The organism is Brevundimonas sp., assembly GCF_051860745.1.
In the GTDB taxonomy this organism is placed as follows: Bacteria; Pseudomonadota; Alphaproteobacteria; order Caulobacterales; family Caulobacteraceae; genus Brevundimonas.
Window position 1 is genome coordinate 180,969 of record NZ_JBHYDN010000002.1, and the last position, 20,295, is coordinate 201,263.

The 20,295-nt window shown below is 69.4% G+C and carries 13 protein-coding genes; 5 read left to right on the forward strand and 8 right to left on the reverse strand.

Going from position 1 to position 20,295, the window contains the following annotated elements; genetic code table 11:
* Positions 1-64: 64 nt before the first annotated feature.
* From addA to ACTIEW_RS03340, 6 genes are read right to left on the reverse strand one after another with little or no spacing between them, the layout of a single operon-like run.
* Positions 65-3,574 (reverse strand): double-strand break repair helicase AddA, encoded by a 3,510-nt coding sequence (gene addA / locus ACTIEW_RS03315; protein WP_439476488.1) that lies wholly within the window; start codon positions 3,572-3,574, stop codon positions 65-67.
* On the reverse strand, positions 3,571-6,636 hold the full coding sequence (gene addB, locus ACTIEW_RS03320) for a double-strand break repair protein AddB (protein WP_439476489.1): 3,066 nt from the start codon (positions 6,634-6,636) through the stop codon (positions 3,571-3,573). The genes addA and addB overlap by 4 nt, the downstream gene beginning before the upstream one ends.
* On the reverse strand, positions 6,633-7,358 hold the full coding sequence (murU, locus tag ACTIEW_RS03325; protein ID WP_439476490.1) for an N-acetylmuramate alpha-1-phosphate uridylyltransferase MurU: 726 nt from the start codon (positions 7,356-7,358) through the stop codon (positions 6,633-6,635). Before murU ends, addB begins: the two co-directional genes overlap by 4 nt.
* Positions 7,359-7,369: 11 nt before the next feature.
* Positions 7,370-8,458, reverse strand: a complete 1,089-nt coding sequence (amgK, locus tag ACTIEW_RS03330; protein ID WP_439476491.1) for an N-acetylmuramate/N-acetylglucosamine kinase AmgK — start codon at positions 8,456-8,458, stop codon at positions 7,370-7,372.
* A complete protein-coding gene (gene tsaE, locus ACTIEW_RS03335) occupies positions 8,445-8,921 on the reverse strand; it encodes a tRNA (adenosine(37)-N6)-threonylcarbamoyltransferase complex ATPase subunit type 1 TsaE (RefSeq protein ID WP_439476492.1) in 477 nt (158 codons plus the stop codon). The genes amgK and tsaE overlap by 14 nt, the downstream gene beginning before the upstream one ends.
* Positions 8,918-9,781 (reverse strand): GNAT family N-acetyltransferase, encoded by an 864-nt coding sequence (locus ACTIEW_RS03340; protein ID WP_439476493.1) that lies wholly within the window; start codon positions 9,779-9,781, stop codon positions 8,918-8,920. Before ACTIEW_RS03340 ends, tsaE begins: the two co-directional genes overlap by 4 nt.
* A 96-nt stretch (positions 9,782-9,877) precedes the next feature.
* Between ACTIEW_RS03340 and ACTIEW_RS03345 the strand changes: the two genes are divergently transcribed.
* The 5 genes from ACTIEW_RS03345 (at position 9,878) to ACTIEW_RS03365 (ending at position 18,796) form a co-directional block, all read left to right on the forward strand.
* On the forward strand, positions 9,878-11,980 hold the full coding sequence (locus ACTIEW_RS03345; protein WP_439476494.1) for a dipeptidyl-peptidase 5: 2,103 nt from the start codon (positions 9,878-9,880) through the stop codon (positions 11,978-11,980).
* 73 nt (positions 11,981-12,053) lie between these two features.
* The gene (locus ACTIEW_RS03350) at positions 12,054-14,162 is read left to right on the forward strand and encodes a prolyl oligopeptidase family serine peptidase (RefSeq protein WP_439476495.1); all 2,109 of its coding nucleotides are present in this window, start codon (positions 12,054-12,056) and stop codon (positions 14,160-14,162) included.
* Between the two features lie 120 nt (positions 14,163-14,282).
* Entirely contained in the window at positions 14,283-16,325 is a 2,043-nt protein-coding gene (locus tag ACTIEW_RS03355) for an AsmA family protein (RefSeq protein ID WP_439476496.1), read from the forward strand.
* 66 nt (positions 16,326-16,391) lie between these two features.
* Complete coding sequence (locus ACTIEW_RS03360) at positions 16,392-17,249, forward strand: alpha/beta hydrolase (protein ID WP_439476497.1); 858 nt, start codon at positions 16,392-16,394, stop codon at positions 17,247-17,249.
* A 101-nt stretch (positions 17,250-17,350) separates the two neighbouring features.
* Positions 17,351-18,796 (forward strand): AMP nucleosidase, encoded by a 1,446-nt coding sequence (locus ACTIEW_RS03365; protein ID WP_439476498.1) that lies wholly within the window; start codon positions 17,351-17,353, stop codon positions 18,794-18,796.
* A gap of 160 nt (positions 18,797-18,956) precedes the next feature.
* Here ACTIEW_RS03365 and ACTIEW_RS03370 read toward each other — a convergent pair whose 3' ends face one another.
* Positions 18,957-19,460, reverse strand: a complete 504-nt coding sequence (locus ACTIEW_RS03370) for a phasin family protein (RefSeq protein ID WP_439476499.1) — start codon at positions 19,458-19,460, stop codon at positions 18,957-18,959.
* 21 nt (positions 19,461-19,481) lie between these two features.
* A complete protein-coding gene (locus tag ACTIEW_RS03375; RefSeq protein ID WP_439476500.1) occupies positions 19,482-20,237 on the reverse strand; it encodes a creatininase family protein in 756 nt (251 codons plus the stop codon).
* Positions 20,238-20,295: the final 58 nt, after the last annotated feature.

Consider the following 20,295-nt stretch of genomic DNA (forward strand, 5'->3'; position numbering starts at 1 on the left):
GTGATTCCGGCGCTTCGACAGCCGATGTGGGGCGCCGGCCCGCCCAAATCAACGCATGGCGTGCTCAGCCTGACAGAGCTGCGTCCATCATAGCTTGCGGAACCGCCATCAGCCGGGGACCGTCGGTCCAGACCAGGGCCGCCTCGACGGCGCGGTCGGGATAGAGGTCGCTGAGGATCGCAGCATAGACGGCCAGCTGCAGCACATAGGCCGGGTCTGCGTCCTCGATCCGGGCGGGGGCCGGGCGGTTGGTCTTGTAGTCGACCACCAGCACCCGGTCGGACGTGACCACCAGCCGGTCCATCCGCCCCGATACGGGGGTCGTCCCGACCGATCCGGTCAGGGCCACCTCGGGCCGTGAACCGACCCCGAACACCGGCGCGAAACGCGCGTCGTCCAGCACCGCGAAGGCCGCGGTGATCATCTCGACCCGCTGATCCTCGTCAAGGTCTCGCTCGCGAGACAACATCCGCACGGCAGCGTCGGGGCGTTCAGCCACGGCAATGTCGGGCAGCCGTTCCAGCAACCGGTGGATCAGATCTCCCCGCCGGAACCGTCCCAGCGGCGCGCCCGGCCCCGCCGTGGACGCCAGCGGCGAGGGGGCGGGAATGCGCAAGGTCTCGTCCATGCGCGAGGGCGCGGCGAACCGGTTCGCATCCTCGCGAGCCGGTTCCGCGGTCAGCCAGCCGGGCAGGGGCCCCGCGGCGACCGCGTCCGTCGCCCGCCTTGCCATGCGGACCGGATCGGCGCCGAAACGTCGGGCGGGTCCGGAGGCGGTCTCGACCTGTCGCACCCCGTCAATCGTGTCGAATGCCCTGGCCACGGGGCCCCACCAGGCGTCAAGTTTGTCGACGATGCTCTCGATCTTGCGGTTCGAGGCGATGCGGCCGCCAATGATCAGCCGGTCGCGCGCGCGGGTCAGGCCGACATAGAGCAGCCGCAACGACTCCTCCTTGTTGCGCAGCTTGCGCAGTTCGCGGGCCTCAGCGGAGACGTCGCAGTCCCGGTCGCCCGATCCGCACCACAGGAAGCCGCCGTCGGCGGTCTCCAGCAGCGGGTCGCCCTTGGGCTCGGAGAAGATGGTGTCGGGCAGGATGACGATCGGCGCCTCCAGGCCCTTGGACGAGTGGGCGGTCATGACCCGCACCTCGCCGCGCGGCTCGTCCATCTCGCGCTTGACCGTCTGGTTGATGGCGGCGAGGTCGGCGCAGAACCGCTCGAGATCTGTGACTCCCCGGCCCTCCGCCGCCCGTGCCTGATCGAGGAAGGCGTCGAGCGCGTCGGCCGCCTCGCCGCCCAGTCGGGTCATGAAGCGCTGGCGCACCGTCAGACCGCGCGCGTCGCGACGGTTCAGCAGCCGGGCATAGAGGTCGAACGGCGTGCGGACCTTCGCGTCGGCGCGGAACCAGCGGATCAGGATGCGCGCCGCCGTCCATTCCGGCCGTTCGTCGGCGCGCGCCCGCAGCGTCCGCCACAAGGCGCCGGCGCGGCCCTGGGCCAGATCAAACAGCCCCTGCTCGTCGATGTCGCACAGGGGGCTGCGAAGCAGGCCGGCCAGGGTCAGGTCGTCCTCGGGGAAGAGCGCGGCCCGACCGAGGGCCAGAAGGTCCTCGAACACCGGATGCTCGGCCAGCTTTAACCGGTCGGCGCCGGCGACCGGGATGCCCGACCGCTTCAGCGCGCGCAGGATTTCCTCGAACATCGGGCCGCGCTTCTTGACCAGGATCAGGACATCGCCCCAGTCGGCGGCCCGCCATGCCTCACGGTCGTCAGAGCGTTTGGCGTGGACGCCCTCGCCGGTTTCGACGATGGCGCGGATCTCCACGACGATCCGCTCGGCCACCCGACGCCGTGCGCCGTGCCCCGAGCCCGCGTCCAGCGGGTCATCCCAGGCGCGGCGGTCCTCGGCGGGGGCGTCCTTCTCCTCCGGCCACAGGTCCACGGTCCCCGGGCGGTCGGCGCGTCCGGCCGTGTGGCGCACCACGACATCGACCCTGTCCCCGATCTCGCCCCGGCCGGGACTGAGCGCGCGCGCATGGTCGGGCGTGCCGAACACCCGATCCACAAACTCAAGCACCTCAGCCGTCGAGCGCCAGGATTGCAGCAGTTCGACCGTCTCGAACGGACGCCCGATGGCCTCGACCCTTTGCCGATACCACTGGCTTTCCTCGAGAAGTCGTTCCGGGGCCGCGCCCTGAAAGGAGAAGATCGACTGCTTCTCATCGCCAACCACGAAGATTGTCCGTTCTCGGCCGTCTTCTCTTGCGCCAGCTCCGGCGAAAAACTCCTCCGCAATCGCGCGGGCGATAGCCCACTGATCCGGCGAGGTGTCCTGGGCCTCGTCGATCAGGAGGTGGTCGACGAGGCCGTCCAGCTTGTAGAGCACCCAGGCCGCGCCGGGTCCCTCGCCGGGGGTCAGCAGCTTGCGCGCGCGGACGATCAGATCGGCGAAGTCCAGCGCGCCGGTCGCGGTCTTGGCCGCCGCATAGGCCTGGGCATAGGTCCCGGCCAGCGTCAGGGCGTGGGTGGTCTCCGCGGCCACATGGGCGGCGCGCAATCGCTCGCCAGTCTCGACCACACGCGCCTGTTGCTCTCCCAACCAGTCGCACAGGCCGGGCTCTGCCTTGGCGGCGGCGCTCTTTGCGCACCAGGTCGCCGGCGCCCCCTTTTGTGTGAGGAGAATGGCCTGGAGGTCGCCAAAACGAACCGTCCCGGACCGGACACTCTCGACGAAGGTGCGGATTTCGCGCGCCCGGTCCTTGTCGCCGGCCGCTTTTGCCCGATCCAGCGCCTCCGCCGCCCACAGCCATCGACCGGCATCGATCGCGGCGGGGTCTGCCGCCTCGGCCTCGATGACCTCTGCGTCGGCCTGGGTCGCGTCATCGAACCCTACGGAGCGGGCGACGAAATCGGCCAGATCGCCCTCGCTTTCGGCATGTTCGACATAGGCGCCCAAGGCGGCTCGCTTCGTCTCGAACACGCCGAACATGGCTTCGAACGCTTCGTGGTGCAGGGTCTCGCTCATGGCCGCATAGGCGTCGGTCAGGGCGGGATAGGCGCCGCTGAGCGAGGCGCGGGCCAGGGCTTCGCGGGCGATCGCCGATACGGCCGCAGCCTCGGCGTCATCGATGACCCGGAAACCCGGCGACACGCCGGCCTCGATCGGGAACCGGCGCAGCAGCTGTTCGCAGAAGGCGTGGATGGTCTGGATCTTCAGCCCGCCGGGCGTCTCGAGCGCGCGTGCGAACAGGGCGCGGGCGCGCGAAAGTCCGGCCCGGTCATAGGTCTCCGGGTCGCGCGCCTCGAGCTTGCCGAGGTCCTTGCGCAGGTCATCGTCGGTGGCCACGGCCCAGGCGCCGAGGCGCTGGTAAAGGCGGCGCTGCATTTCGGCGGCGGCGGCCTTGGTGAAGGTCAGGCACAGGATGGCGTCGGGCTTCGAACCATCCAGCAGCAGGCGCGCGACCCGGTCGACGAGGGTCGTGGTCTTGCCCGAACCGGCGTTTGCCATGACGAAGGCGTTGATGGCGGGATCGGCGGCGCGGGCCTGAGGGGAGATGAGGGGGGCGGTCGTCATTCGCCGCCCTCCGCTTCATCCGCCACCGACCATTCGCGCACCCGGGCGAGGTGGTCGTAGTCCGAAAAGGCGCGTTGGGCGAACTGGGGCGCGGCGCGCGAGACATAGGCCTGGCCGGGCTTCTCATAGGTCCCGATCAGCCGGTTCAGTCCTTCCAGAGCCTCGTCGACGGTGACCTCGATCGGCTGGGGGTCCTTCTTCTGGGCGTCGCCGCTGCGGTCGAATTCGGTCGCCGGCGGGCGGCGTCCCGTGACTGTGACATAGAGCAGACATCCCGGTTCGGGGGAGCCCAGCCCGGGAAAGCCGCCCGCGCGGGCTATGGCGGCGGTCAGGGACAGCTGGGGCGAAAAGCCGGTCCTGACCTGCTTCCAGCTGGGCGCGCCGCCAGTCTTGAAATCCATCACTGTCAGCTTGCCGTCATGCAGCTCCAGCCGGTCGGCGCGGGCGCTGAGGCGGAACGGCTCGCGCGGAGCGTCGATCTCCATCACGCCGCGCTGTTCGATCAGGATCGCCGCGCCGTCGGCTCGCCTCTGGGTCTCGAAGCCGACCGCCCAGTCGGCGACATTGCGGGCCAGAACGACCTCGCGCGCCAGGGCGGCGTCGGGCATGCCGCCGTCGCGCAGTTGACCCAGATACAGGTCGACGAAGGTCCGGGCGGCTTCGGAAAGGTCGAGCGACGGCCAGGCCACCGCGAACTGCTCCAGCGCCGCATGGATGGCGGTTCCGCGGAGCCGGGCGTCGACGCGTTCGTCGGGGCGGGCGAGGGCTTCCAGCCCCAGAATGAAGCGGGCGTAGGTGGCGTAGGGGTCCCGCACCCATTCCTCGATCCGCGTCACCGACAGACGGCGCGGACGCAGGGCGACGGGCGGGATCGGCGCCGGGCGCGGTGCGGGCATGAGCGTTGTCGGCGGTGCGTTGTCGGGAGCGTCGAGCGCACGGGCCATGGCCAGGATATCGGGCCGGCCGGGCAGCGCGTGGCCGGCCCCGCCGACAAGGGTCTCCAGCCGCCACAGCCAGCGCGACTTGACCGACGGCTGCCCGCCGCGCCGCTCGGTATGCAGCAGAATGACCTCGGGCGCGCAGGCGGACTGGGCGAAGTCATGGGCGGACAGGCCGATGCGGCGCTCGGGCGGAGGCAGGCCCAGGGCCTTGCGCATCGGCCGCGACAGGAAGGGGTCGATCGGGGCTCCGCGCGGCCAGACGCCTTCCTCCATTCCGGCCAGGATCATGCGGTCCGCCCGCGCCAGCCGGGCTTCGATGGCGCCGAGGATAAACAGGCGCGGATGGGCCGCTCCGCCAGTGCGCACGACCTCGGCGGTCACCAGGCTCGAGATCAGGCGGGCGAAATCGGCGCCCGACAGGGGCTCCAGTCCCGTCCCGTCCGTGATCAGACCGGACAGCAGCCGCGCCGCCGCCTCGCCGTCGGCTCCGCGCCAGGCGGCGTCCGTCGCTCCGACCTCATCACGGGTCATTCGCTCCAGGGCATGAACCAGGGCCGTGGCTGCGACGTCGACAGGCGCGGCGCCTCCGGCGAACAGCGCCAGCCACGGATCCAGCGCCGCGCGCAACGGCGGCAGAAGGCTCTCACCCTCGTCGATCCGGGCCAGCCAGTTTTCGGACCGGGGGCGCTCGAATCGGGGTGCACGGGCACGCGCCAGCTGCCGCTCGACGGCGCCCCAGGCGCCGGGACGAGGCCCACGCAGACCGTGAAGCTCCAGCGCCCGCGCCCGGTCCGCCAGCGTCCGCTCGTCCAGACCGAGCCGCACCAGCGGATGTTTGAGCAACGCCAAAAGGGTCGCGCCGCTGAAGGGCTCGCCGACCAGGTCAGCCATCAATGACAACAACACTCCGACCGGCGTGATCGACAGGGGCGCTCCGGCCGAGGAATCGGCCTCCAACCCCCACCGGGACAGGCGAGCCTGGACCCGGCGTGCGAACAGGGGATCGGGAGTGACGAGGGCGGTGGTCTTTCCCGGTGTTTCCAGCGCCTCGCGCATCAGGACGGCGGCGACGGCGGCCGCTTCTTCCTCGGCGCGGGCGGACACCATGGTCAGACCGGCCATTCCCTCGACGACCGGATCGCCGGGCTCGCGCGCCATGGCGTCGATGGTGTCGCGCCAGTCGGCCGTCGCCTTGGGCGGGGTGAGCGCCTCGGCGATCAGGCGCCGGCGGGCTGAGGGGGTCGGGGCGGTCCGCCTCCACACGCCGACGCGGTCGCGGGCGACGCCATGACGATCCAGAAGCCTTTTCAGCGCTCCTTGCGGATGCTGTTCGTCCACGGCGTCCCAGGCGTCGACCGACAGGTCCAGATCCAGTCCGGGCAGGACGACGCATCCCTGCGGCGCGCGCGCCGCCGCGCCGATGACGGCGGCGGCGGCAGGCGCTGTGCCGGTTGATCCGGCCACGATCAGGGGCTGGGTGGGCGGCCGGGCGTCCCAGGCCTCCGCCAGACGACGCAACAAGGCCGTGCGCCGCGCGGCGGGGTCCATCAGGCCGAGTTCGGCAAGACGCGCCGGCCATTGCTCGACCGCGATGGCGAGGAAGGCGGCGGAGTCGATCCAGTGCTGGGCCAGGTCCGCGCCGCCGAGGTCGGCGACAAGTCCCATATCCGGGACTTCTTCGATCTGGCAGGAGTCGAGGAAGCCTCCGAGGGCGTCGGCCATCTCCAGCGCATACAGGGGCGAGGCCGCCGCCCGGGGATCATGGGCCGCGACCATCCGCGCCATCTCGAACCGGCGGGCCAGGGGACTGATGGCGGGAAGCAGGTCCAGGCCGATGTCGCCCGGCGCGAACGGCGGCTCGTCCTCCTCCAGATCGCCCAGCGGCCGGACCTGGGGCAGCAGAATGGGCCGACCGCCCGCCTGTTTCGTCAGGGCGGCGGTGAAGGCCCGCGCCGCGCGGCGATTGGGCAGCAGGATGACGGCGTCGGACAGGGTCTCGGGTGGATGCTCGCCCAACCAGTCCAGCACCCCGGCGGCGAGGTCGTCAAGAAAGGGTCGCTGCGCCTCGATCGCATACCAGCGCGGACCTGGCGCGGCGAAGGGATCGAAGCGCGCGGTCATCCGCCGGCCAGTTTCGCCTCGGCCGCGTCGCGGGCTTCGGGGTCGCCGACGTGCATCCAGTCGCCGTCCAGCACGCAGCCGTACAGGCGGCCCGCCGCCGCCGACCGACGCCAGAATCCGCTCAGGGAAAAGGGGCCCTCGGGACCGTCGGCGACATAGTCGGGCCGGCAGATGTGGACGCCCATATAGGCGAAGGGCGCCTCAGCCGCCTCGCCCCGGAAGGTCAGCCGGCCGTCGTCGGCGAGGAAGAAATCGCCACCGCCTTCGAAGCCGATGGAGCCCTCGCGTCTCGCGAGAAGAAGGGCGGCATCCATGATTGACGGATTCCACAGGCGCGCGAGTTGATTCAGGGCGCTGTCGCCGGGTGCGCCGTTGTCGGTCCAGACGCTGTCGATATTGGCCACGAAGACCGGATCGGCGCCCAGCAGCGGCGCCGCCTTCTTCAGGCCGCCGCCCGTTTCCAGCAGTTCAGCGCGCTCGTCGGAGATGAGGATTTCGGGCCCGCCCGCCCACGCCGCGAGGTGGGATTCGAGCCGGTCGGAGAACCAGTGGACATTGACGACGGCGCGCTCGACGCCCGACTCGCCCAATCGGCGAAGGACATGGTCGATCAGAGGCTGTCCGGCGACCTCGACAAGGGCCTTGGGCCGGTCGTCGGTCAGGGGTCGCATCCGCGTGCCGAGCCCGGCGGCGAGGACCATGGCGGTCTTTGGGGCGGTCATGGGAGCGCCGCTCATCCGCGCAGTCCGGCGAGGACGTGGCGATCGAACCAGGCGGCGACCGTCTCAAGCCCCGGCTTCTTCAGATTGGCGTTCAGATGCGCCCACATGCGCGGCATGAAGGCCCGATAGCGCGGCTTGCCGTCGCGGGCGATCAGCCGGGCGAAGACGCCGAGGATGCGCGCTTCGTTCAATGCCGCCAGACCGGCGTAGTCTTGCAGAAAGGTCTCGCGGTCGGTGGTCGGACGCAGGGCGAAATAGTGATCCAGCGCCCGCGTCTCCAGCGCCGCGGGTACGTCGCGGCGAGCGTCCTGCAACAGGGAATGGAGATCCCACGACGGGTGGGCCCGCACGGCGTCCTGAAAGTCGATCAGTCCGACCAGACCGGCGCCCCTCCTGCTGGACACCCGGATCAGGTTTTCGGCGTGGTAGTCCCGGTGCGCCATGACCGTGGCCCCGGCCGCGCCCCGGGCTGTGACGGGAGCCCAGGCGGCGCGCCACGCGTCGATGGCTGCGGCGTCGAAGACAAGGGCCGGGTTCAGTTTCGGGATCCATTCCACGAACAGGTCGGCGCCGCCCTGAAGCGCGGTTTCGTCATAGGCCAGCAGCGGCCAGTTGCCCGCGGGGCCGGTCAGTACGTCGGGCGTGGGGGCGTCGTGCAAGGTCGCCAACGCCTCGACAGCGGCGAGATAGAGCGGCTCTTCCGGTGCGCCGGCCTCGATCACGCGGGCGAACAGATCGTCGCCGAAATCCTCCAGCACCGCCAGACCGGAGGCGGCGTCGACGGCGACGATTTCGGGGGCGGACAGGCCGAGAGTTCTCAGATGTTCGGCTACGGCCGCGAAGGCCTCGATGCGGCCGGCCGACAGCCGGGCGACGGCGTTCCAGCCGGACGCGTGGCGCTGGGCGGGACTCCAGTTCGGGTCACAGGGCTGGGACTCTGCCGCCGGCGGCTGGTCCATCAGCATCAGGGTCGAGCCGGACGGCGTGGTCAGCCGTTCATAACGGCGTGTCGAGGCGTCGCCGGGCAGCGGCTCGCGGACGGCGTCGGCGAGGCCGGCCGTCCTGAGGAAGTCGAGGCGTTGCAGCTCACGGTCGGACATGCAGATCCTTCAGCTTGGCTTCCCACGCCCCTACGCCAGAAACGGTCGCAAGCCGCCCGTCGCCCTGTTCGGCCAGGGTCACCGTCAGGCGGTCCGGCCCCAGCCAGCTCGCCGGATCGTCGCCCAGCCGCTCGGGCCATTCAATCACGGCGCAGCCTTCGTCCAGCGCCTCGTCCAGCCCGATCTCCGCCGCCTCTTCGGGGCGGGTCAGGCGGTAGAGGTCGAAATGGGCCACCGGCGGCGCGCTCTCATAGAATTGCACCAGGGTGAAGGTCGGCGAAGGCACGTCCTCGTCGGGCCGCGTCATCGCCCGGATCAGGCCGCGCGCCAGGGTCGACTTACCCATGCCCAGCGGGCCGTACAGTAGCACCGTCTCGCCCGGCGCCAGCCGCGGCGCGATCGCCGCGCCCAGACGGGTCGTGGCCCCGGCGTCCGGCAGCGTCCATTCCCGTCCGCCGCTCATGCGAAGTCGGCGTCCGGCTGGCTGGGCAGGACCCGCTCGGTGAAGGCCTTCAGCCCGTAGGTCGCCTTGACCGAGTCGATATCGAGCCGGGAGGGCGGGATCGGTCTGCCGACCTTGAGCTGGAACGCCGTCTTCTTCTTGTTCAGCAGTTCGTGAAACAGGGTGATGTCGCGCAGCTCCTGAGATACCCGGTCGAACAGGTGGAACAGGGTGGAGTTGGGCCCCGCGACATGGATCGGCACGACCGGGGCGCCGTATTTGCGCGCCAGCGACGCCGCCGTTGCGGCCCATTCCGGATCGGTGACGGAACCGTCCGGCGCGACCCGGGACAGCCGCCCGGCCGGGAACATGACCACGCACCGCTCGGCCACGAAGGCCTCCTTCGCGGCCAGCAAGGTGGCCCGGGTCTTCTCGCGGGTGCGTTTGGCCACCACCCATTCGACCGGGATGACGGCTTCGCCCAGCCGGGGCGAAACCCTCAGGGCGTCGGCGTTGGCGAAGAAGACGGCGTCGGCCCGGCGCGCGCGGATGGCGTCAAATACGGCGATCCCGTCGGCGATGCCGGTCGGGTGGTTGGCCACGATGATGCAGCGCCCGCTGGCCGGGATCCGCTCGGGATTCATCACCGCGACCCGCAGGTCCATGAGGTCGCTCATATAGTCGAGCGCCTCGGCGCCAGTCAGCGGACGGACCGCGTCAGCCATCCGCACCGCGGCGCGATAGTTGAGCAGTTTGTAAAGGACCGGCCGGATGACCGGCCAGAACAGCGACCGGGTCAGACGCGGCGCGCGCTCGGCGATCAGCACGTCGCAGATGTGCGGTTCCGGGCGTGTCGGCGAGAGGGCGACGATCTCTGTCATTCGACCCGGTTGTCGCCGCTTGCGGCGCGCACGGCAAGCGGCTTGGCGGACGCGGCCGCCGTGTTAAGTCTGACCTCTCAAACAGGGGGCGGGCGGATGACGATGCGGACAGGGCTTCTGGTCGGCGCAGCTGCGCTGGCGTTGGGAATCAGCGGCGGGGCCTCGGCCCAGACCCCGCCGGCCGAGGCTGGACCGGTGGTCGCGCCGACCGCGGCCGGGGGACTCAGTCCCGACCAGCTGGCCATGATGGAGCGGGTCGCCGACCCCCGCCTGTCACCCGATGGCCGCCGGGTTCTCTATACCGTCCGCGCCACCGACTGGGCCGGCAACCGGGGCGTCAGCTCCGGCTGGGTGATCGAGCCGGACGGCCCGCCGCGGCGGCTGGCGGCGTCCGACGGTGGCGTCGCCAGCGCGCGCTGGGCTCCGGACGGCCAGTCGATATATTTCCTCTCCTCACGCGGCGGCTCCAGTCAGGTCTGGCGCATGGACCGCGAGGGCCAGGCGGCGGTGCAGGTCACGACCCTGCCGGTCGACGTCACCGCCTTCCGCCTCACGCCCGACGGGCGGTCGCTGGTCGTGGCCCTGGCCGTGTTCGTCGACTGTCCCGACCTTGCCTGCACCCGCGACCGGCTCAAGGCCCAGGCCGCCTCTGTTTCGACCGTTCGGACCTATGATCGCCTGCCGCTGCGTCCGTGGGACAGCTGGCACGACGGCCGCCGCAACCATCTGTTCGCCCTGCCCCTCAACGGCTCTGGACTGGCCGCCGGCGAGCCGCGCGATCTGATGCTCGGGGTCGACGGCGACACCCCCTCCCGACCGCAGGGCGACGACAGCGAGTTCGTCATCTCGCCAGACGGCCGCCGCATCGTGTTCGCGACCCAGATGCAGGGCCGGACCGAGGCCTTCACCAACAACCTCGACCTCTACAGCGCCTCAATCGAGGGTGGGCCGGCGGTCAATCTGACGGAGGCCAATCCGGCGCCGGACACCAATGCGGTCTTCTCGCCGAACGGGCGCCAATTGGCCTGGTTGGCGGGGCGGCGCGAGAACGTGTTCGGCGACCAGGCCGTGATCATGATCGGCAATGCCGACGGCTCGGACCCCCACCCCCTGACCGCCGGCTGGGACCGTGGCCCCGGCGCCCTGCGCTGGCGATCGGACGGACGGGCGCTCTACGCCGTCGCCGCCGAGAACGGCCAGCAGAAGCTGTTCGAGATCGACATCCGCACCCGCGTCGTCCGCGCCGTCACCGACGAGGGCACGGTCGCCGCCTTCGACGAGGCCGGGGGCCGTTTGGTCTTGTCGCGGGAAGGTTTCGGCGGCCCGGCCCAGATCGTCGACGCCTCGGGGGAGGCGCCGCGCGCCCTGACCGATCACAACGCCGCCGTCCTGTCCGGAACCGATCTGCCCGAGGGCGAAGCCTTCACCTTCGCCGGCTGGAACGGCGGAGCGGTGCAGGGCTGGGTGTTCAAACCGGCCGGCTATGTCGAGGGTCGCCGCTATCCGGCGGTCTATCTGATCCACGGCGGGCCGAAATCGCCCTGGACCGACGGCTGGAGCTATCGCTGGAACCCGCAGATCTACACCGGCGCCGGATATGCGGTGGTGATGGTCAATTTCCACGGCTCGCCCGGCTATGGGCAAGCCTTCACCGACTCCATCAACGACCACTGGGGCGACCGGCCGCTGGAGGATCTGCGCATGGGCTGGGAGGCGGCTCTCGCCTCCAACGCCTTCATCGACGGCGACCGCGCCTGCGCCCTGGGGGCTTCCTACGGCGGCTATATGGTCAATCTGATCGCCGGCAAATGGAACCAGCCGTGGCGCTGTCTGGTCAACCACGCCGGTGTGTTCGACGTCGGCCAGCTGATGAACGCCATGGACATCGCCACCTTCATCGCCGAGTTCGGCGGTCCCTCGTGGGAGCGGGCCGACCTCTATCGCGAGTTCAGCCCCAACACCTGGGTCGGCGACTGGACCAGACCCATGCTGGTCCTGCACGGCTCGCGCGACTTCCGTGTCCCGGTCGAACAGGGACTTGGGACCTTTTCGGCCCTGCAACGCCGCGGCATCGAAAGCCGTTTCGTCCATGTGCCGGACGAGAACCACTGGGTGCTCAAGCCGCGCAACTGGGTCGACTGGCAGCAGGAGATTCTGGACTGGACCGCCGGCCATACCGCCCCGGCGCCCGCGCCCTGAACGCCTTCCGCCTGTGGTCTGGCGGTGCTACGCCAGCGCCCTGATCCGCGTCTTCGTCGATAGGAACCTGCTCATGCGTCATCGTTCCCTGCTCACCGGCGCCTGCGCCGCCCTGGCCCTGCTCGCCGCCGTCCCCGCCCTGGCCGAGACGCCGCCGGTGGTGGCTGCCGACGCCACGGCCGCCGCGGCCCAGGATCTCAACACCTTCACCTGGCGGGACATGATCGCCCTCAACCGGCTCGGCGATCCGCAGGTATCCCCGGACGGGGGCCGGGTCGTCTATTCGGTGACCGCCACCGACGTCGACGCCAACCGCCGCTCGGGCGCCCTGTTCATGATGGACCTGAACGCTCCGGGCGAGCCGCAGCGACTGGCCATCAACGAGGGCGGCGCCAACACGGCTCGTTGGGGCTCGGATGGCAGTCTGTATTTCCTCTCGGGTCGCTCGGGCTCCAGCCAGGTCTGGCGCGCCGCCGCCGACGGGACCGGCCCCGTTCAGGTCACCAACCTGCCGCTGGACGTGAACGCCTATCGGCTGGGCCCCGACGCCTCGAAGGTCGTGGTGTCGCTGGCGGTCTTCCCGGACTGCGCCGACCTGGCCTGCACCGTCGACCGGACCAAGGCCGTGGCCGACGATCCGTCGACCGGCCAGGTCTATGACCGGATGTTCGTGCGCCACTGGGACACCTGGAGAGACGGGACCCAGAATCATCTGTTCGTGGTCAACGCCGACGGCTCGGGCGAGCCGGTGATGGTCACGCGCGGCTTCGACGGCGACACCCCTTCCAAACCCTTCGGCGACGAGAGCGAGTTCACCTTCGCCCCCGACGGTCAGTCCATCGTCTTCTCGGCGCGGGTGGCCGGCCAGTCGGAGCCGTGGAGCACCAATTTCGATATCTGGCGCACCAACGGCCTCAGCGGCGACGGGACCTTCGAGAACCTGACCCACGACAACGACGCCTGGGACACCGGCCCGGTCTTCTCACCGGACGGTCGTACCATGGCATACCGCGCCATGGCCCGGCCCGGGTTCGAGGCTGACAAATACGCCATCTTCCTGCGTGACATGACCACCGGCCAGACCCGCCAGATCGCGGCGAACTGGGACCGGTCGGCCGACACCCTGCAGTGGTCGCGCGACGGGCGGACGCTCTACACCACCGCCGGCGACGTCGGTCAGACCCGGCTGTTCGCCGTCGACGTGACCAGCGGCTCCGTGTTTCCGATCACCGGCGAGGGCCACGTCTCGGCATTCCAGCAAACGCCCTCCGGCTTCGTCTTCGCCCAGGACACCCTGACCCGGCCCAGCGAGCTGTTCGTGAAGACCTTCCGGGGCCGCGAAATGCCGCGCCGGATCACCGATGTGAACCCGTCGCTCGACGCCGAGACCTTCGGCGAGCCGGAGCAGTTCAGCTTCCCCGGCTGGAACGGCGAGACGGTGCACGGCTATGTCATCAAGCCGGCCGGCTATGTCGAGGGCGAGACTTACCCGGTCGCCTTCCTGATCCACGGCGGACCGCAGGGTTCGTTCGGCAACAGCTGGTCCTACCGCTGGAACGCCTCGACCTACGCCGGGGCCGGCTATGCGGTGGTGATGATCGATTTCCATGGCTCCACCGGTTACGGCCAGGCCTTCACCGACTCGATCAGCGAGCACTGGGGCGACCGCCCGCTGGAGGATTTGCAGAAGGGCTGGGCCTTCGCCCAGGAACGCTATCCCTTCCTCGACGGCGACAACGCCTGCGCGCTGGGCGCCTCCTACGGCGGCTATATGGTCAACTGGATCGCCGGCAACTGGGCGGGCGAGTTCAAATGCCTGGTCAACCACGACGGCGTCTTCGACACCTTCGGCATGGGCTATTCCACCGAGGAGCTGTGGTTCACCGAGTGGGAGAACGGTGGCACGCCCTATGACAATCCGCGCGCCTACCAGGAATTCAACCCGGCCAACCATGTGCGGAACTGGCGCGACCCGATGCTCGTGATCCAGGGCGAGCTCGACTACCGCATCCCCACCGCCCAGGGCCTGTCGACCTTCACCGCCCTGCAACGGCGCGGCATCGAAAGCCGGCTCGTGGTCTTCCCCAATGAGAACCACTGGGTGCTCAGACCCGCCAACAGCCGCCAGTGGCACACCGAGGTGTTCGGCTGGCTGGACAAATATCTGAACCCGGCCGAGTAGCGCCGGCCCAAACGACGATCGACAGGGGGTGCGTCCGGCGACGGGCGCGCCCTTCTCGTTGCGCGTGATGGCGCCAACCGCCGCGTTCACGCGTTGTCAGGGGTTCGACGGAGTTCCGGTTTGCTCAACCTCTTGAAAGACAATCCGAACTGGCTGGTCGTGCGCGACCGGGCCCTGGTCCCCGCCGGCGCCTGGGCGCGCGAGCGGCGGGACTGGGTCGTCGCCCATGACCCGGTCTATGGCGGGTTGCGCCGGCCGGGCCGCCCTGAGGCGATCGCCGCCGGCGGGACCTTCCTGATTCTCGCCCTGTTCGTGCTCTTCCTCGCCCTGTTCCAGTGGAACTGGCTGCGCGGCCCGATCGGGAACTGGGCCTCAGCCGAATATGACCGCGAGATCGAGCTCAACGGCGACCTGGACATCAACCTGTTCAGCTGGGCTCCCTCGGCGCAGGTGCGGGGCCTGCGCATCGGCGGTCCGGACTGGGCGCTCGAGCAGGACACGCTGAAGGTCGCCGACCTTCAGGCCTCCGTTCGGCTGGGCGCCCTGATATCCGGCCGGATCGAGATGCCGAGCCTGATCATAACGAAGCCTGAAGTCGTGCTGATCGCCACCGAGGACGGCCGTCTGAGCTGGATACTCGATCCCGCCAGGGCCGACGACCAGGGCATGAAGATCCCGCTGATCAACCATCTGGTCATCCGCGACGGCACGCTGAGTCTGGATGAGCAGAAGCGCGACATGACCCTGATGGCGACCATTTCGGCGCGGGAAGGCACGGACGGACTGGCCGGGTTCCACCTCGACGGTCAGGGCACGATGAATGGAACGCCCCTGCGGCTCGAAGTCCGCGGCGGTCCTTTCATCAACATCCGGCGTGACCGTCCCTATGCCTTCAAGGCCGAGCTGTCGGGCGTCGGCTCGACCCTGATCGCCGACGGCTCGATCACCCGACCCTTCGACCTCGGCCAGTTCACGGCCACGCTCAGCCTGCGGGGCCGCGATCTGGCTGATCTGTACCTTCTGACCGGCATCACCACCCCCAACACGCCGCCCTATCGGCTCAGCGGGACGCTGAAGCGGGACGATGAGTTGTTCACCTTCAACGACTTCTCGGGGCGGGTCGGTACCTCGGACCTGTCGGGCGATCTGAAGATCGACAAGGTCGGCGACCGGCGCCGGGTCGATGCGGACCTGCGTTCCCGCCTGCTTGACATCGACGACCTCGCGACCGTCCTCGGCGGCACGCCGACCGTCACGGCGAGCGGCGACACGGTGGTGAGTTCGGGCGCCGGGGCGAAACTGCTGCCGACCGCCGCGCTGAATGTCGAACGGCTGCGGGTCATGGACGGCACGCTGCGCTACCGGGCCGCGCGGGTGAAGCGCAACGAGCTCGACATCCGCCAGGTCGACCTCGGCGCCGATCTGAAGGACGGCATCCTCAAGCTCGATCCCGTGTCCTTCGACTTCAATCGCGGCTCGCTGAACGGAACCGCGCGGATCAACGCCAACAGGGACATCCCCTATACGACCGCCGACTTCCGCCTGAGGGGTTATCCGCTCGAATCCATCGTGCCCGCCCGGGACGGGGCCCCGACGGTCACCGGCGCCGCTCTTGGCCGGGCGAAACTCGAGGGTCCGGGGGCTTCGGTGCATGATTTCGCCGCCAACTCCAACGGGACCATCAGCCTGGTGGTGCCGCAGGGCCGGATGCGCTCGGCCTTCGCCGAACTGCTCGGCATCAATGTCACCGCCGGTCTGGGCCGGCTGTTGTCGGGCGACGAGGGCTCATCGGAAATCCGCTGCGCGGTCGCCGACTTTACGGTGCGCCGCGGCATTGCGACAGCGCGGACCTTCGTCATCGACACCACTCCGGTGATCGCCAAGGGGACCGGGACCATCAACCTCGGCGCCGAGACGATGAATCTGCGCATCGATGGCGAGACCAAACAGCCGCGCCTGATCCGGCTCTGGTCACCGATCACCGTCGTCGGGCCCCTGACCGCCCCGAAAGTCGGCATCGAGGGCGGCGCGATAGCGGGACAGATCGGCATTGGCGCGGCGCTGGGCGCACTGATCAATCCGCTGGTCGCCCTGCTGCCCTTCGTCGATCCGGGTCTGGCCAAGGACGCCAACTGCGGGGCCCTGATCTCGTCTGCGCGATAGGTTGAGCCGAACGCGGGTTCCGTGCGTATCTTGGGGCCTGTCGCCGTACTCGCCCTCAAGGACCGCATGACCCGAAGAGGCCTCTTCGCCCCCGCGCTCGGACTGCTCGCCGCCGCCTGTTCGCCGCTGGCGTTGCTCAATACGTTCGGGCCGCGCGACGGCGGCGTGCGCCGCGCCGCCCGCGACATCGCCTATGGCGACGATCCGCGCCAGACGTTCGACGTCTTCGTCCCCACCATGGTCCGGGAGCGGCCCTGGCCGCTGCTGGTCCTGTTCTACGGCGGCGGCTGGGACAGCGGCGACAAGACCCACTACGCCTGGGCGGCGCAGGCGCTGGCGGCGCGCGGCTTCGTCGTCGCCCTGCCGGACTACCGGCTGGTCCCCCAGGTGCATTTCCCGGCCTTCATCGAGGACGCGGCCCTTGCGACGGCCAGGGTCGGCGAGATCGCTGGCCAGTACGGCGGCGATCCGGCGCGGTTGGGCGTGATCGGTCAGTCAGCGGGGGCCCACCTGGCCCTCATGATCACCCTCGACCGGCGCTATATGGCGGCCGCCGGCGCCCCCGGCCTGATCAAGGCGGCCGTCGGTCTGGCCGGCCCCTATGACTTCCTGCCGTTCGATGTTCCCGCCTCGGTCAACGCCTTCGGACGTGTCACCGACCCGACCCTGACCCAGCCTGTCACCTTCGCCCGCGCCGACGCGCCTCCGCTTTGGCTCGGCCACGGGACGGCCGACGTCATCGTCCACGCCGAGGACACCACCATCCTGTGCGACCGCATGCGCGCGGTCGGCGGCCGCTGCGAGAGCAAACTCTATCCCGGCCTCAACCACGCCGACCTGATCTCGACCTTCTCGCCGCTGTTCCGCAAGAAGGCTCCGGTCCTCGACGACGCCACGGCCTTCCTCCTGCGCGAGCTAAGCTGACGCGCTCAAGCCCGCGAGCGACCGTGTCGCGAACATAGCGCCCCAAAGAATGCGAAGCGTTGCCGTCTCGCCAAGGTCATGTTCATCCGCTAGAGGAGGCCATGACAGAAACGATGACAGCACAGGCGGCATTGGACCGCCTCGAAGCCCTCTACAGCCAATCCGTCTCCAACCTGCGCGCCGCGGTGGGGGCCTTTCTCCGGACCGGCGAACGCGCGGATCCGGAAGCGCGGGCCAAGGGCCTGTTCTCCTATCCGGAGCTACGGGTCAGCTGGTTCGGCGAACGGCCACAGAACCTCGCCACCCGCGCCTACGCCCGCCTCTCGCGGCCCGGCGTCTATTCGACGACCATCACCCGCCCTGACCTGTTTCGCCCCTATCTGACGGAACAGCTGAGCCTGCTGGAAGCTGACTACGGCGCCACCTTCGATGTCGGTCCGTCGGAGCAGGAAATTCCTTTCCCCTATGTGATGGACGGCTCGGACGTCGCCCTCGACCGCAGCCAGACGGCCGCCGTCGCCCGCTATTTCCCGACCACGGATCTGGCTCACATCGGCGACGAAATCTCCGACGGCATGTTCGACCTGACGAAGGATTTCCCGCTCGCCCAGTTCGATGGCCTGCGAACAGACTTCTCGCTGGCCCGGCTGCGTCACTACACCGGCACCCCGGTCGAGGATGTGCAGTCCTATATTTTGTTCACCAATTACAATCGCTACGTCGACGAGTTCGTGCGGTGGGCCTGCGCCCAGTTGCAGGACCCGAACAGCGCCTATGAGAAACTTGTCTGCGCCGGCGGCATCGAGATTACGCGCGACACGCCCAATCCCGAGACGGCGGTCATGGATGCGGCGTGGAAGAAGCACCAGATGCCGGCCTATCACCTGACGGCGCCGGGCTGGGCGGGCATCACCCTGGTCAACATCGGAGTCGGGCCGTCCAACGCCAAGACCATCTGCGACCACCTGGCGGTAACCCGGCCCCACGCCTGGATGATGATCGGCCACTGCGGCGGCCTGAGGCCGTCGCAGAGCATCGGCGACTATGTGCTGGCCCACGCCTATCTGCGCGATGACCATGTGCTGGACGCGGTGCTGCCGCCGGACATTCCGATCCCCTCGATCGCCGAGGTCCAGCGCGCCCTCTATGACGCCGCCAAGATCGTCTCAGGCGCGCCGGGCGAGGAGGTCAAGCGGCGCCTGCGCACCGGCACGGTGGTGACCACCGACGATCGTAATTGGGAGCTGCGCTATTCCAAATCGGCCCTGCGCTTCAACCAGAGCCGGGCCGTGGCCATCGACATGGAATCCGCCACCATCGCGGCCCAGGGCTACCGTTTCCGCGTCCCCTACGGCACCCTGCTGTGCGTTTCGGACAAGCCCCTGCACGGCGAGATCAAACTGCCGGGACAGGCCAACCGCTTCTATGAGGGCTCCATCTCGGAGCATTTGCAGATCGGCATCCACGCCATCGACCTGCTGCGCGCCGAGGGCTCGCGCCTGCATTCCCGCAAGCTGCGGGCGTTCGACGAGCCGCCGTTCAGGTAACGAGTTGCGTTCTCCCTCCCCTTCATGGGGAGGGATGTCGGCGCGAAGCGACGACAGGGTGGGGAATTGTAGCGGCAAGCCCGGACGGTGGATGCGTCACACCTCCCCACCCGGGCTCGGCTGCGCCTCGCCGTCCCTCCCCACTTCGGGGGAGGGAGAACTACTTCTTCAGCCGCTTCGCATTGGCGACGGCGGTGCGGTGGATGGGGCGCATCGCCTCAGCCTGGCCCTTCAGCATGGCGCTGTTCAGCGTCAGCATCTGCGCCGCCGCCCGGCTCCACCAGCCGACGGCGTAGCTGTACTGCGCCTGTATCGCCGCCGCCGGGGTCGCGGCGGTGGCGATCGAGGCAGCGGCCTTCGAGGCATGCCCTGCTTCGGTCATGACGCCCGAGCCCAGACGGCCGCCGATGTCGCCGAATGTCTTCGCCACGGCCGAGGCGGAGGCCGACAGGGCCTCCACCTTCTCCGAGCTCATCAGCGAGAGTTCCGTCAGGTCGGCCTTGCGCGGATCAACCATGCCCGCGGCCATGATCTCCAGCCGGGCGTTGATGACGTCGCCCGCGGCCTGCAGCATCTCGCCGCCGGACAGGGCGGTGCTGGCCGCGCGCGCGCCGTCGCGGGTCAGGCGGCGGCCAGCCTTGATGGCTTTGTCGAACTGGGTCATGGCCCATGCCTTGGGCCGGTTTCAGACCTCGGGCAAGACCTCGTTCGAGAAGTCGGCGACATCCTTCAGCAGGGCCGGAACCGCCGCGTCGATGATGGTCCGGCCCTTCTCGGGGCTGGCCTGGGCCGGGTCCGAGCCGATCCGGCCGTCCGGGAAGCGCGCGCGATAGTCCAGGGCGTCGCGGATCGGGCCGTTCGGGGCGATCTGCGGGCTGTAGGCGGCCGTCTTGATGTGGTCCGGATAAGCCGCCTGGGTCACCGCGATCTCGGACGGCGTCGCGTGCATGCCGTGGCCGGTCGGGAAGATGCGGTTGCACAGGCTGTTGACCCCCGGCAGGTCCCACCAGTTCTTCAGCTTCAGCACAAAGGGCGGCTGCTCCTCGACGAAGCTCCATTCGGCATGGATTTCGGCGAAAGTCGCCTCGATGGTGGCCGTGTTGCCACCGTGGCCGTTGAGGAAATAGATCCGGTCAAAGCCGTGCCGGCTCAGCGACGACACCCAGTCGGTGATGGCGGCCATGAAGGTCGAGGGGCGCAGCGAGATGGTCCCGGCGAAGGCCAGGTGATGCTGGGCCATGCCGATGTTGAAAGTCGGGGCGACGATCAGGCTCCCGTCCTGCTTCTCGGCGGCGTGGGCGATGATTTCGGGGCACATCCAGTCGGTGCCCAGCAGGCCGGTCGGCCCATGCTGCTCGTTCGAGCCGATTGGCACGACCACGGTCTTGGTGGTCTTCAGCCGGGCGTCGATCTCGGGCCAGGACGACAGATGGATCAGCATGGTGGGGACTCCGGTACGATTTGCGCGCGGTCTAGGCCGATTGGCGGCCGAGGCCAAC

Bases quoted from the DNA above. Each gene is read 5' to 3' on its own strand.
- ACTIEW_RS03360 (WP_439476497.1), top strand. From the start codon at position 16,392: ATGACCCGAAGAGGCCTCTTCGCCCCCGCGCTCGGACTGCTCGCCGCC.
- ACTIEW_RS03340 (WP_439476493.1), bottom strand. From the start codon at position 9,781: ATGACAGAGATCGTCGCCCTCTCGCCGACACGCCCGGAACCGCACATC.
- ACTIEW_RS03370 (WP_439476499.1), bottom strand. From the start codon at position 19,460: ATGACCCAGTTCGACAAAGCCATCAAGGCTGGCCGCCGCCTGACCCGC.
- ACTIEW_RS03375 (WP_439476500.1), bottom strand. From the start codon at position 20,237: ATGCTGATCCATCTGTCGTCCTGGCCCGAGATCGACGCCCGGCTGAAG.
- addB (WP_439476489.1), bottom strand. From the start codon at position 6,636: ATGACCGCGCGCTTCGATCCCTTCGCCGCGCCAGGTCCGCGCTGGTAT.
- ACTIEW_RS03365 (WP_439476498.1), top strand. From the start codon at position 17,351: ATGACAGAAACGATGACAGCACAGGCGGCATTGGACCGCCTCGAAGCC.
- murU (WP_439476490.1), bottom strand. From the start codon at position 7,358: ATGACCGCCCCAAAGACCGCCATGGTCCTCGCCGCCGGGCTCGGCACG.
- addA (WP_439476488.1), bottom strand. From the start codon at position 3,574: ATGACGACCGCCCCCCTCATCTCCCCTCAGGCCCGCGCCGCCGATCCC.
- tsaE (WP_439476492.1), bottom strand. From the start codon at position 8,921: ATGAGCGGCGGACGGGAATGGACGCTGCCGGACGCCGGGGCCACGACC.
- ACTIEW_RS03350 (WP_439476495.1), top strand. From the start codon at position 12,054: ATGCGTCATCGTTCCCTGCTCACCGGCGCCTGCGCCGCCCTGGCCCTG.
- amgK (WP_439476491.1), bottom strand. From the start codon at position 8,458: ATGTCCGACCGTGAGCTGCAACGCCTCGACTTCCTCAGGACGGCCGGC.
- ACTIEW_RS03345 (WP_439476494.1), top strand. From the start codon at position 9,878: ATGACGATGCGGACAGGGCTTCTGGTCGGCGCAGCTGCGCTGGCGTTG.